Annotated in this window: 9 protein-coding genes and 1 riboswitch; of the genes, 1 reads left to right on the top strand and 8 read right to left on the bottom strand. The window is 44.4% G+C overall.

All coding sequences use genetic code 11. From position 1 onward, the window contains the following. Positions 1 to 43: 43 nt before the first annotated feature. The gene (gene thiS, locus M1L62_RS02030) at positions 44 to 247 is read right to left on the bottom strand and encodes a sulfur carrier protein ThiS (protein ID WP_254411334.1); all 204 of its coding nucleotides are present in this window, start codon (positions 245 to 247) and stop codon (positions 44 to 46) included. 66 nt (positions 248 to 313) lie between these two features. Further along, positions 314 to 409, bottom strand: a riboswitch (TPP riboswitch). Positions 410 to 550: 141 nt separating this feature from the next. On the opposite strand from thiS, the gene M1L62_RS02025 reads away from it, so the two are divergent. Then, complete coding sequence (locus tag M1L62_RS02025; protein WP_254411333.1) at positions 551 to 1,054, top strand: GNAT family N-acetyltransferase; 504 nt, start codon at positions 551 to 553, stop codon at positions 1,052 to 1,054. A 94-nt stretch (positions 1,055 to 1,148) separates the two neighbouring features. On the opposite strand, the gene M1L62_RS02020 is transcribed toward M1L62_RS02025, so the two are convergent. The 7 genes from M1L62_RS02020 to M1L62_RS01990 all read right to left on the bottom strand — a co-directional run bounded on the left by M1L62_RS02020 (position 1,149) and on the right by M1L62_RS01990 (position 11,634). Then, entirely contained in the window at positions 1,149 to 2,255 is a 1,107-nt protein-coding gene (locus tag M1L62_RS02020) for a bile acid:sodium symporter family protein (RefSeq protein ID WP_254411332.1), read from the bottom strand. Between the two features lie 88 nt (positions 2,256 to 2,343). After that, a complete protein-coding gene (locus M1L62_RS02015; protein ID WP_254411331.1) occupies positions 2,344 to 3,273 on the bottom strand; it encodes an RraA family protein in 930 nt (309 codons plus the stop codon). Between the two features lie 125 nt (positions 3,274 to 3,398). Further along, positions 3,399 to 4,676: an amidohydrolase/deacetylase family metallohydrolase gene (locus M1L62_RS02010; RefSeq protein ID WP_254411330.1), complete on the bottom strand. Its 1,278-nt coding sequence runs from the start codon at positions 4,674 to 4,676 to the stop codon at positions 3,399 to 3,401. Between the two features lie 118 nt (positions 4,677 to 4,794). Beyond that, positions 4,795 to 6,024, bottom strand: a complete 1,230-nt coding sequence (locus tag M1L62_RS02005; RefSeq protein ID WP_254411329.1) for an aminotransferase class V-fold PLP-dependent enzyme — start codon at positions 6,022 to 6,024, stop codon at positions 4,795 to 4,797. An 87-nt stretch (positions 6,025 to 6,111) separates the two neighbouring features. Further along, entirely contained in the window at positions 6,112 to 6,576 is a 465-nt protein-coding gene (locus tag M1L62_RS02000; RefSeq protein WP_254411328.1) for a RidA family protein, read from the bottom strand. Between the two features lie 39 nt (positions 6,577 to 6,615). Beyond that, a complete protein-coding gene (locus M1L62_RS01995; protein WP_254411327.1) occupies positions 6,616 to 8,178 on the bottom strand; it encodes a SusD/RagB family nutrient-binding outer membrane lipoprotein in 1,563 nt (520 codons plus the stop codon). A gap of 21 nt (positions 8,179 to 8,199) precedes the next feature. Beyond that, complete coding sequence (locus M1L62_RS01990; RefSeq protein WP_254411326.1) at positions 8,200 to 11,634, bottom strand: SusC/RagA family TonB-linked outer membrane protein; 3,435 nt, start codon at positions 11,632 to 11,634, stop codon at positions 8,200 to 8,202. Between the last annotated feature and the right edge of the window lie 210 nt (positions 11,635 to 11,844).

Below are 11,844 nucleotides of genomic sequence, written 5' to 3'. Positions count from 1 at the left end.
GCGATGTGACAGATAATTCGGAGTGAAAATGTTCGGGAAGCGATTATCCCCCCTGAGTGGCTTTGATCAACGTAACTTTATCGTCAGGGTTAAGCAGACGAACCTGCCATTCGGACTTGGGGACAATGGCCTGGTTGATGGCAACGGCAATTCCTTTTGTAGAATTTGAAAAAAAAACGGACACGAGTTCTTCAACCGAAGCGTTGTCGGGAATTTCTGTGCGTTGCTGGTTAATGCTGATTTCCATTCTGAATCATGTTTTGTAATAAAACTTCAGGAATGGACCTTGCGAAAGATTCATTAAGATACAATAGCAGTATCTCTTACTTTTCCCTATCGGCAGTACTAACTGCATCAGGTTCAAAGGGTATTATCTCAGTCCGCATACGGGACACCCCTAAAGTTTCCGTAAAGCTATTGCAAAAAATGGAGTTTCAAAAAAAAATAAATCAAACCGGCTTTTAGAGGTAAGATAAACTGTAAATTTTTTGGTAATAATCAGGTAACTTTGGCCTTATCAAATAAACACCACAAATTGAATCAGGTTTTAATGGATCTTATTATCAGAAATGCTGCTCCGCGGGACCTACCCGTGATACTGGAAATAATCAATCATGCCATTCTTACTTCTACCGCCATTTACGATTACGAGATCCGGACGCTGGAAGAACAAACAGCCTGGTTCGAGAAAATGGTTAACGATGGAATGCCTGTTATTGTGGCAGAATTCGAGGGGGCAGTCGTAGGTTACGGTTCGTATAGTATATTTCGTCCAAAAATAGGATACAAATTTAGTGTGGAGCATTCCATTTATCTTGATGAAAAATCAAGAGGACTGGGTGTGGGAGGGAAGTTGCTGGGAAGTTTGATCCAGCGCGCCAAGGAGTCCGGGCTGCATACGATGATAGCCGGTATTGACGCGGCAAATCGCGGCAGTATCGAATTTCACAAAAAATATGGTTTTGTTGATAAGGGGTATCTGAGAGAGGTCGGCTTTAAATTCGATCAATGGCTTGACCTTGTCTTTATGCAATTGATACTGGACGAGGAATAATACGTTATTATCACCGCGGGAACGATCACATCGGGCGTTGCCCGATGCGAAGGTATGACGCCCTTTCAGGGCTTGGGCGTCATACCTGGCATTTTTAGTGGGCTCTTCCTGTTTCTACGTAAGTGGCTTCATCGCCTGTTGGTTTGCGGTGCCAGTAGGATGCCAGGATTGATCCGGTGATATTCATCAACGGACCAAATACGGCAGGAGCAAGGCCAACGGTTGCCATTTTCCCCATTTCTTTGGCAATACCTGACGCAAGACCGCCATTTTGCATACCTACCTCAATGGCTATCGTACGGCAATCGCGCTCGTTCATTCTGAACAATCTGCCCGACCAGTAACCCAGTGTGTAACCTAAAAGATTGTGGATCAGAACGAGCAGGATCAATGTTGGTCCGATCGTCAAAAGGCTGTCCCTTCCGGCCGCCGTAATGATTACGATAATAAAGGCAATGCCCGACATGGAAACCAAAGGCATGGCGTCGTCCAGCCATTTTGCTTTTCCTGTGAACAGTTTATTAAATATCAAACCGGCCCCAATGGGTAAAATCACCATTTTGACGATGTCCCACATCATGTGAAGCATATCAATTTCTACAAAAGCACCGGCGTATAATTTCATCAGCATTGGTGTCATCAGCGGCGCAAGCATGGTGGAAATAGCCGTAATGGTTATCGACAAAGCAAGGTTTGCTTTGGCCAGATAAGAGATTACGTTGGAAGCCATACCGTTTGGAGAACACCCGATGAGAATGATACCGGCGGCAATTTCAGCCGGAAACCCACTGACACTGGCCAGTGTAAAACCCAGAAGCGGCATGATAATAAAGTGACTTACTACGCCGATGAAAACGCCTTTTGGCATTTTTACAACGCCGACAAAATCATCAAAGCTCATGGATGTCCCCATACCGAACATAATCAGCTGGATCAGCGGTGTAATCAACACGGCAAATTTGAAGCCATTATACTGCTGAAAATATTGCGGATAATAAAGGGCGGTGGTAACGGCAGCGAAGATGATGGTGGTATATGTAAAACCTTTAAGGGTATCGGAGCCGCGGAAACTGAACGCTAATGCTATGAAAAAACCAATGAAAAAAGGACCCGCCTGAGAAAGATTGCCGGTTGCAGCCAGATAAAGCGCAACGACGAGGCACAAAATAGCAACGCCAGATAATAGCTTATAAATGTTCATAAAAATATGTTAATTATGCAATTTTAAAACGGACGCATTTTTAGGAAGAAAAAGGAAAATGATACTTCCGTTTTTCTTCCCAGATTTATTACCAGGTTCTTTTTTTCATGTATTCGTCCAGTTCAGAACGCTTCATCGGGATTTCCTTTGGGTTTTTATCAAGCCATTTAAGGAAGTCCTCTTTCAGTTTATCCGACCATTGGCTATCGATCTGCCCCGGTGTGTATTTCCCTTCTTTCAGCATCAGAATTCCGAACTTATCCCTTAAGGCAATAAATTCAGCTGTTATAACCACTTTTTCGACTAAATGTGCAGGAATAAATATTACGCCTTCTCTTTTGGCCAGTACAAGATCACCCGGAAGCACAATGGCCCGACCGATGCGGATTGGCGTATTCAGGCCTGTAAGCACGACATCTTTCAGATATGACGGATCCCAGTCACGGACAAAAGCGTTAAATCCTTCAATTTTGGATAACCCTTCCAGGTCGCGGGAAGAAGCATCAAAAACGACACCATTGCCGGTTTTCGCAAAGATTGAATTGCCAAGATTGTCGCCAATCAATGTTCCCTGGGTAATTTTTCCAAAACCATCCGCTACGTAAACATCACCTTTGGATAGCTGATCGATAGGCCAGGAATTGGTGTTTCCAATGCGGCCGTTTTTGGCTCCGCGCTCCTTGATGTTTTTCTCGATATCTGGACGGGACGGCATAAATTGTGCGGTAAGCGCGCGACCAGCCACGGTTACATCCTGGTGGATCATTTTCCAGTTACCATCAAACTGACAATTGTACCCTTCATTTTGAAGTACAACCCAGGCCTCTTCAATGGCAATTTCCTTCGCGCGGCGAATCAGATCATCGGAAACTTTCGGTCTTCCGTCAGGGAATCTTTCACCTTTCCATTCCGAGGTAAGGAAAGTTAGTTCTTCTTTTGAAATGGTCTGCGCCTGCGACTGGCGGGAAAAATTTAGGCTGAATAAAAGTGCTGCGGCAGCAATGAATTTAAATTTCATGAAGTTGATTGGATATTACTGAGGGCTGACAAGCTAAATTTGGATTGCATACCTTTTACATGACTGTACTGGTTTGCAATCCAAAGTATAAAGGCTAATTACCCTCTGATTTACTAAAATCTATTTTAATTTCTTTTCGAAACCACAATCGGCGTGGTGATGCCATTCAGGTCATAAACTACCTTTCCGGCGCGGATTGTAAGCTCACATTCCAGCTTTTCTTTACCCGTAATTTTGGTTCCTGTGTAATCAAAAAAGCCAAAAACGCCGGTGTCATTCATACTGAAATTTCCTTTAAGCACACGCAGAATGGCTACGTCGGCCAGGCCGCCAACCGTCAGACTTCCCAGCTGTTCGCGGTGAATGGCCTGTGCGGGAGCCCACGTACTGGCTTTGATAACACTTTGCAGATCCATGCCCATGGCAAGGAATTTTGACATCACGTTCAGCATATCCTTCATGGCTGCGTTCATACTGCCGGTGTGAATATCCGTGCTGATCGTGTTCGGGTAAAATCCGCCTTTCACAGCCGGAATGGCCTGCGAAAAAGCAAAACTGATCCCGCCATAGCCAACATCAAAAAGGATTCCTTTTTTCCGGGCGTCGTAAACAAATGGTTTTATCTTGCCGGTCTTAACATCCAGAATCGGTTCGCGGCTTGACAGCTGACCAAAACAATGGGTGAAAATGTCGCCCGGGCGGAGATGCTGCATGAACAATTCTTCAATCGAAAGTACCGGAGTGCTTCCGCCAAAGTCGATCATAACAGGAATGTTTGCCAGTTTACCGGCTTCAACGGCTTTGTCGGTAGGCGTCCAGTCATGGCCATTGAAGTGGGCCAGTTTAACACCCACAACATAGTCAGGATTTTCTTTTGCCACTCTTGCGGTATTCACCGGGTCCATATCAGCAATATTCTGCTCATAAGTTCCGCCACGCATACCTTCTCCGACAATATTCAGGAATGATAATACGCGGGTTTTGGAAATATCGATCGTTTGTTTTTTGAACTCCGGGAAAGACTTCCAGCCTGCGCATCCTGCATCAACCACCGTTGTAACACCCGTGCGGAAAGTAAAACCATCCGGCGGAAGTGCATTTGGCCCATTGCTGTAAGTCTGGTCCATTTTTGTCCCGAAGAAATTGTGCGAGTGCATGTCAATCAACCCGGGTGTCACGTACATTCCTTTGGCATCCACCACCTGAAGGGCAAGTTTCGGATCAATATTTTTGGCCACGCTTTTTACCGTATCGCCGTTCAACGCCACATCCATGATGCCATTGATGTTGTTTTTCGGGTCGATCACATGGCCGCCTTTGATCAGGATGCTGTATTTCTGGGCATTTGCGGAAATGCTCCAACAGCTTGCCAGAAGGCAAATGGATAAAAATACTCGTTTCATATTAAGGGATTTAGGAATAGTTAATTATTTACTGCAATTCATTATCATGACAGCCCGCGTGCAATTAACTCTTTACTATTTCAGAAGGTATTGCTCACCGGTTTTCGGATCTCATCAATCAGGATATTTTTGATAGTTCTTCTTTTAATCTTGTTGCGACAATTTTGTCCTGCCCTGGCTTAAGCATCCACGCTGTCACGTTCACAGCATCTTTGCCACCACCGCCGACTTCGATGGACGGAGTTCCTTTGCGCATGGCTTCCATCAGATCCTTTCCTTCGAATTTTGTTTTCGAAGCATCCCAGCTGATTTTTAAAGTCGGCGTGTGATTGCCCAGCGGGTTTACAGTAACGTGTGTAGAAACGCCAGGGATTGTTTTGACTGTACTTTCAATCAAGGCTACACTGGTTTCCCAGCCTTTCCAAAGTTTGTTATAATCCTGATTTATGAATTTTTCAACGGCCACGAACATGCCCAGAATCTCTTCCTTGTTCACCTTCATACCACGACCGATATTGAAGCCTCTTGGCGGCATATGCTGACGCGCGGCAGCAATAATTTCTTTTTTGCCCATGAGTAATCCCGCACTTTGCGGCCCACGCATGGCTTTTCCTCCCGAAACGACTACGAAACTGAAACCCATGTCGTTAAACTTCCATAAGTTTTCTACTGGAGGTACGTCCGCAGCGATATCTATGGAAGTCGGGATGTTGTGTTTTTTACCGATGGCAACCCATTCTTCATGCATAATTTTTCCCTGATCCGACTGGATATGCAGGAAGTGCATCAAAGCTGTTCTTTCGTTAATTGCTTTTTCAAGTTCCTCCACCGTTTCCACCATGACCATTTTACAACCGGTATTGGTTAATGCGTGGTTATAAACAATGTCATGACCTTTCTGGCAGATCACCTCCGATTTCATACCAGTGTATTCCAGATGAGGCAGTTGCTGTACTTTTTTAAGATCCATGCCGGTCAATATCCCGGCGAGGCCCAATGTCATACCGGAAAACGCGCCCGATGTAACCACCGCAGCTTCTGAATGGACAAGTTTGGCGATTTTTTCGCCCACTTTATCCTGCAATTCGTCCAGCATACAAAATTCCTTCGATGCATAATTGATCGTTTCAAGAACTTCGTCCTGCATGAGCGAACCGGTCATATAAGTAAGTGTTCCGGCAGCATTGATGAACGTGCGGACACCCAGTTCTTTAAATAAATCTCTTGGAGCGGGTACCTTCGGGCCTGTTGAAGCGATGGCCGATTCGAAAGGTATTACGCCGCCAACCAGTCCTCCCAAAAGAGGTACAGTTGAAAGGCGTTTGATAAGTTTTCTTCTGCTAAGCATGATATTGCGGCACTGAATGGTTAGGAATAGAAATAAAAATATCACTGAGTGGCCGGGGAGACCAGTCTCAGTGATATTATTTTTTTACTAGATGTATGCGATGCAGTCGATTTCAACAAGTGAATTTCCCGGCACACCTCCGTAAACCGCAACGGTTGTACGAACCGGTGGTTTGTCGCCGAAACGACCTTTGTATGCTTCATTCATCGCCTTGTAGTCGTTAAGGTCATGAAGGAATACGCTGCATTTTAAAACTTTACTCATGGAAGAGCCTGCTGCGATCAATTCTTTTTCCAATTCATCCAAAACATGTTTGGTATGCGCGGTAATGTCTCCCTCGAAATGGGCTCCTTTTCCGGCGATGAACACCATGTTATTGAATTTGGTATGCCCTGAAAACAGTGGTACGTCCTGGTGGTTAACAACATTTCCAACTTCCTTTTCAGGTGCAGCTTCCAAAGCTTTTGCTTGTGAAGAAGCGATGCCAAGACCTGTTACACCAGCTACCGAGGCGAATAATTTTTTGAGGATTGATCTGCGTTCTGTTTTCATACGGCTATTGTTATTTGAAAAAAAATTGAATTTGCGGCATTATTTATCCCACCAAACAATGCTGGAAAGGCTGTTTGTACCTCCCTGTCTCGTTCTTGCTTCGATGAAATTTGTTTCGTTGTAAATCCCTTCCGAATCAGGAATCTGGAACCTTGTTGGGATTTTTCCACCCGTTAGGTTTCCAGGGTAGTTCGTAGGCGTCAATTTAGGATATCCCGTGCGTCTCCAGTTGGAGAAGATTTCGTATTCATCTTCAAGGAACAAAGCCACCCATTTCTGAGTTGAAATCTGTTCGATCTGCTCTTCGATACTTCCTGCTGTTTTGTATGGATTTGCTGTAAGGTAGGCGTTGATCCGTGCATCTGAAATGATACCCGCGCTTCCAAATAATGCCCAATGTTTCATCCCCGCAGTAACGGCGCTTTTGTATTCCGCCTCAGCAGTTGTTGCTGTATACCATCCTCTTACCGCAGCCTCTGCCAAAAGCAGGTGTGTTTCTGCTGTTGTGAAAACCAGAAGTGGCGCGTTATATTTCAAAATCGTATTTGGATTTGGTTCCGAGTACGAATCGAAATCAGCAGGCAACGAGTTGAATGCAGCATTTGGCATACCTTTTTGTAAAGCCGTTGCCGTATCAGCCACATAAGCGGACGTTGCAGTTGGTTTAACCCAAACAACAGAAATCACATTTAGACGTGGATCTTTTGTTGTTTTAAGATGATCAATCAACGTTTTAGCAAATTTTCCACCTTCTACATTATCTCCGCCCGGCGATACATAATCTGTACTCATCAAACCGCTTGAAATGAAGTTTCTGCTTGCAGTAACTGATCCGTCCACATAAGCTATCGATGCAATGTCGGCATCACTTGTAATCACGCCACCGGCAATCGCTTTCTGCACCCATGTTTTAGCTAAGGCTGCATCAACCTGTGTAAGGCGCATTCCTAAACGCAGCATCAGAGAATAACCAAATTTTTTCCACCTGGTGATGTCGCCTCCATAAATCAAATCAGAAGTGCCGAAAGTAGCCTGGGCCGGATCAAAAGCTGCAATCGCTTGTTCCAATTCTTTTAGCATATCTGCATAGATGGCGGACTGCTGGTCATATTTTGGCGTGTAATTTTTGTCTGTAAGTGCCTTGCCGGCTTCGCTGTAGGGAACGTCACCGTACAAATCCGTCAGTCGGTGATACAGATACGCCTTCCATATACGTGCGACGGAAAGTTTGTTCACATCCGTCGGTACGGCCTTCACAGCTGCAATAACCTGCTCAATATCGATAACAGCACCAGCCGTTGCAGGATCACCACCATAAAGTGCCCAGCTTCCTGTTGAATAAGAAAAGTTAAAATACTTGTCGCCAGCACCAGGAACCTCTTTGTAAGTGGCAAAGTGCTGCATCGAGCCGCCGATAGTCAGGTAAGCTGCGCCAGTATAATTATTGCTGACAGTTGTCAATTGAGCTCTGGTGAAAAGGAAACCAGGCACAACCGAAGTAGATGCGTTTGGATTCACGTTCATTTCTTCAAACCCGTTGTCGCAAGAGGCAAAGAGCAGGGCCATAGGGGCCAGATATAATAATCTTAAAAGCTTTTTCATATTCACTAAAATTTTTAATGATTAAAATTTCACTGTCAGGTTCACACCAAGATTTCTTGTTCTTGGCACACCGAAGGCTTCAAGGCCCTGTGCGTTACCATTTGTGTAGCTTGATTCCGGATCGAAATAGTTGTTTTTCTTATCCTTATAAAGAAGCAGCAGGTTACGACCAACAAGTGAAACAGAAGCAGATTGCAGTTTCAGGAACGAGATTTTATTAACGGGCAGGTTGTAGCTGAAAATAACCTGACGAAGCTTGATGAAGTCGTTGTTGAACGTAAACATCGACGTGTAGTTTTTGTCATTGTCGTAGTATGTATCAACTTCTTCTTTTTTCCATGTTTTTGAGAATGGCGCTCCTTCTGGCGTTACACCGGTTACAGTCAGACCAGTCTCACGACCTGGGAGTGTTTCTTTTGGCAAACCGAAACGGTATGCATACTGATACATGTTCGAGTAAACAACGCTTCCGAATTTACCATCCACCAAAATGTTCAGAGAGAAGTTTTTATAACGGAATGTGTTTGTGATACCCATAGTCAAAGGAGGAATACCTCTTCCCAATTTTTCAAGATCACCCCGTACTGCATATCCGCTGGCTGTGTTGTAAACAACATTTCCCTGGTTGTCTGTTTTTTTCTTGTATCCCCAAACTTCCCCGTAAGATCCACCCACTTTGTTGTTGATAACACCGCCACCAACACCTGTTCCTACCGTAAGTGTTGGCAGGTTGTCAGCAAGCTGGATGATCTCACTTTTGTTGTAAGCCATGTTGTAGCTCACATCCCATGTGAAGTTTGCTTTTTTAAGAGGTGTAGCTGTTACCAAAAGTTCAATCCCTTTATTGCTCAATTCACCTACGTTTAGCAAAGCCTGAGTATATCCTGAGCTCGCAGCGATATCACTTTTTACGATATCGTCCGTTGTTTTACGGTTGTAGAGAGTTACGTCCAGTCCTAACTGGTTGTTGAAGAATCTTGCTTCAAGACCTGCTTCGTATGTTGTTGACGTTAATGGTCTCAAATTTGGGTTTGGAACCAAAGAAGAGTTCAATTGCTGAACCGGCCTTCCGTTATGACCACCTTGAGCCATAGCGTAGCTCTGATAAATAATGTATGGATCCACCGTAGCACCACCCACTTGTGCCCACGAAGCGCGAAGTTTTGCAAAACTTACAACTTGCGGCAATTTGAAAGCGTCAGAAATAATGAACGTTCCACCGATTGCCGGATAGAAAATGCTATTGCTTGAAGTGTTCAAAACCGAGAACCAGTCCTGACGACCTGACATTGTAATGTATGCCAATCCTTTGTAACCTAAATCAACCGATCCAAATACGGAGTTGATACCCGTTTTTGCGTAGTAGGGAGTGGTAGTAGAGGTTGCAAGGTTTGTGAAACTGTAAAAGTTGGGGATTGTAAATTCTGTTCCTCTGTAAGTCGTTTCGTCATAGATGCTTCTTTGTGTGTTACCACCAACCAAGGCTGAAAAACTAAGGTTTTCGAAGAAATTGGTGTTGTAATTCAACGTCAACATTCCGTTGGTTTCGGATGATGTCGTATTTTTGGCTTCGTACGTACCCAAAGGCTGGTAAGCGTTGTTCGTTGGTACGATAAACTCGTATTTGAAGTTATAGTAATCCTGGCTGACACTTCCTTTAATGAACAAATTATCAAGGATGTCATAACGGATGTTTGCCTGACCAAGGAACCGGTTTTTCTTGTCGTCGTTTTTGAATTTATTAACAACCATGTATGGGTTTGGTGCCGCAGGAACAGGATTCCACTGGATTTCTTTTCCTGATGCGTCATATCCCGGCGCAAGGGTTCTGATATCTACTGTGTTTGCGATCAAATAAGTTGCCCAGTGCGGGTTGTAATCTGCGTAACCAACTTTTGGACGGTTATGGCCATCTTCAATGTTGTACTGAACAACGGTTTCAACGCTTAATTTTTTACCGAGATTTGCATTAACGTTTAAATTAGCGATGCGTCTTGTGAAATCAGAGTTAGGGACAATACTGTTTGATTTTGTATTGTTAAGGCCAAAACGAAAGTTGACTACCTCGTTACCACCGGTGAAAGCAATTGAGTTGATGTAGTTGGTACCTGTTCTGTAAAAGTTTTTAAGGTTATCTTTTTGCGGCGAATATGGGTGTAGCTGACCATCCACCTGAATTACCGGAGAGCCATCCATTCTGGCTCCGTAAGAAAGACGGCCTGTACTTTTAGCCTGGTCCAGGGTAGTTGGTTTTACACCATCTAATCCCTGTCCATACTCATATTGCCAGTCAGGAATAATGGAAAGGCTTTCTGTTGAAAAGTTGCTGTTAAACTCAACACCGATTCCTTTTTGCGCTCTTCCTTTTTTGGTGGTGATCAAAATAACACCATTAGAAGCGCGTGCGCCATACAAAGCCGCTGCCGGTCCGCCTTTCAAAACACTGATTGATTCGATGTCGTCGGGGTTAATACCTCCTATACCATCACCGCGGTCGGTGTTGTTACCGTTTCCGTCTGATGCGTTTCCACCGCCTGGTACGCTGTTGTCCATTGGCATACCATTGATTACATACAATGGCTGGTTATTTCCACTCAAAGAACCGTTACCACGAATGATGATACGGCTTGATCCGCCCGGGCCTGTTGACATGCCCGTTGCGTTTACCCCTGCAATTTTACCTGTAAGGGCATTGGCTACGTTGTTTTCACGTGCCTGTGTAAATTCGCTGCCTTTTACTTCGGTTACGGCATAGGCCAGCGCCTTTTTCTCTTTTGAAATACCAAGGGCCGTTACAACCACTTCGTTCAGTGCTTTGGCTTCTGGTGCAAGCTGAACGGAAATTTCTGATTTTCCGCTCACGGGTATATCCTGTGAAGTATAACCAACAAAACTGAATGTCAGCACGGCGGTAGCCAGCTCGCCATCCGGAATTTCAAGAGAATACTTTCCGTCCGCATTCGAGGAAGTACCACGTTGTGTTCCTTTTACCAGAACACTAACACCGGGAAGTCCTGAGCCCGTTTCATCGGTTACTGTTCCGGTTATACTCTTTTTTGGCGCCTCTTTGGCTGGAGATTTTGTTTCGGTCGTACTTTGTTCGCGCTTTAAAATGATGCGGTCCTGTACTACCTCGTAAGTTACGTTATATGGTGACAGAATTTTTCCAAGGACTTCGGACAACGACTCATCCTGAAACTTGAAAGAACCTTTTTGATTATTAAAGATCTGAGGGTTATACATGAACTTAACCTTCGTAACATTTTCTATTCTATCCAGTACTTTATCGATTTCGGCATTGGATAAACGTAAGGTTACTTTTTGATCGAGCACTCTCTGTCCGTTCACGTTGTTTGCGTGGACCAGAGTAGTGAAGATCACTGCAAGTAAAGCTTGATACAGACTCATACGCATGATTTTCTGCAAAGCATGTTGATAATGTATTGATTTTGACATAATTTTGTTTTTGTCGGGTTAATGGATTCGGCAAAATGATTCCCTGGTATCCGCAGCAGTGCGGAAGGTGTAATGAGCTTACAAATGGGATGACTGTGGTCGGTGATGTTGGCGCATCATCGACTGTTTTTTTTGGAGCGTAATCAGGCGAAGGTTGTTGTCATAGGCTTAATTTCATTTAGAGTTCATAATAGTATAGGTTGCGGGGAA

This window comes from Dyadobacter diqingensis (genome assembly GCF_024220585.1).
Lineage (GTDB): Bacteria > Bacteroidota > Bacteroidia > Cytophagales > Spirosomataceae > Dyadobacter > Dyadobacter diqingensis.
This window is presented reverse-complemented; position numbering and strand designations above follow the sequence as displayed.

Excerpts from the sequence above, each read along its gene's own strand:
- thiS (WP_254411334.1), bottom strand. The coding sequence starts at position 247 with ATGGAAATCAGCATTAACCAGCAACGCACAGAAATTCCCGACAACGCT.
- M1L62_RS02010 (WP_254411330.1), bottom strand. The coding sequence starts at position 4,676 with ATGAAACGAGTATTTTTATCCATTTGCCTTCTGGCAAGCTGTTGGAGC.
- M1L62_RS02020 (WP_254411332.1), bottom strand. The coding sequence starts at position 2,255 with ATGAACATTTATAAGCTATTATCTGGCGTTGCTATTTTGTGCCTCGTC.
- M1L62_RS02000 (WP_254411328.1), bottom strand. The coding sequence starts at position 6,576 with ATGAAAACAGAACGCAGATCAATCCTCAAAAAATTATTCGCCTCGGTA.
- M1L62_RS02015 (WP_254411331.1), bottom strand. The coding sequence starts at position 3,273 with ATGAAATTTAAATTCATTGCTGCCGCAGCACTTTTATTCAGCCTAAAT.
- M1L62_RS01990 (WP_254411326.1), bottom strand. The coding sequence starts at position 11,634 with ATGTCAAAATCAATACATTATCAACATGCTTTGCAGAAAATCATGCGT.
- M1L62_RS01995 (WP_254411327.1), bottom strand. The coding sequence starts at position 8,178 with ATGAAAAAGCTTTTAAGATTATTATATCTGGCCCCTATGGCCCTGCTC.
- M1L62_RS02005 (WP_254411329.1), bottom strand. The coding sequence starts at position 6,024 with ATGCTTAGCAGAAGAAAACTTATCAAACGCCTTTCAACTGTACCTCTT.
- M1L62_RS02025 (WP_254411333.1), top strand. The coding sequence starts at position 551 with ATGGATCTTATTATCAGAAATGCTGCTCCGCGGGACCTACCCGTGATA.